Source organism: Thiomicrorhabdus heinhorstiae (assembly GCF_013391765.2).
GTDB lineage: Bacteria > Pseudomonadota > Gammaproteobacteria > Thiomicrospirales > Thiomicrospiraceae > Thiomicrorhabdus > Thiomicrorhabdus heinhorstiae.
In genome coordinates this window covers 1-442 of record NZ_JACBGI020000066.1, presented here as the reverse complement: position 1 = coordinate 442, position 442 = coordinate 1, and the positions used below count along the sequence as shown (strand labels likewise).

The window sequence follows — 442 nt, the reverse complement described above, 5'->3', positions numbered from 1 at the left end:
CCACCATATTGCGTGACAAAGAAGCCAATTGCCTTCTCTGTTAAGCCCCAACCTAGCCCATGGCAAGGGTGACGCTCTATTTGGTGCGGATGAAGAGACTCGAACTCTTACGCCTCGCGGCGCTGGAACCTAAATCCAGTGTGTCTACCAATTCCACCACATCCGCGGCTTGAAACTTTTAAAACAAAGGCGCCAGACCGTTAAATCTGGCGCCTTTTGAAATATGGGGTGGACGAAGGGGATCGAACCCTCGACAACGGGAGTCACAATCCCGTGCTCTACCAACTGAGCTACGCCCACCATCTTGCGCTACTTGTGCCAAAGCTGCCTAATGGCGCACCCGGCAGGACTCGAACCTGCGACCATCCGCTTAGAAGGCGGATGCTCTATCCAGCTGAGCTACGGGCGCCTGATTAATCTGTACTCTTGGAGGACTACAAAC

General features: G+C 53.6%; 3 tRNA genes. All 3 read right to left on the bottom strand.

The features are described 5' to 3' along the window. Nucleotides 1-81 precede the first annotated feature (81 nt). A tRNA-Leu gene (locus H8792_RS12395) sits at nucleotides 82-166 on the bottom strand. 58 nt (nucleotides 167-224) lie between these two features. Next, nucleotides 225-300: transfer RNA gene (locus tag H8792_RS12390), tRNA-His, on the bottom strand. 32 nt (nucleotides 301-332) lie between these two features. Further along, nucleotides 333-409, bottom strand: a tRNA-Arg gene (locus H8792_RS12385). Between the last annotated feature and the right edge of the window lie 33 nt (nucleotides 410-442).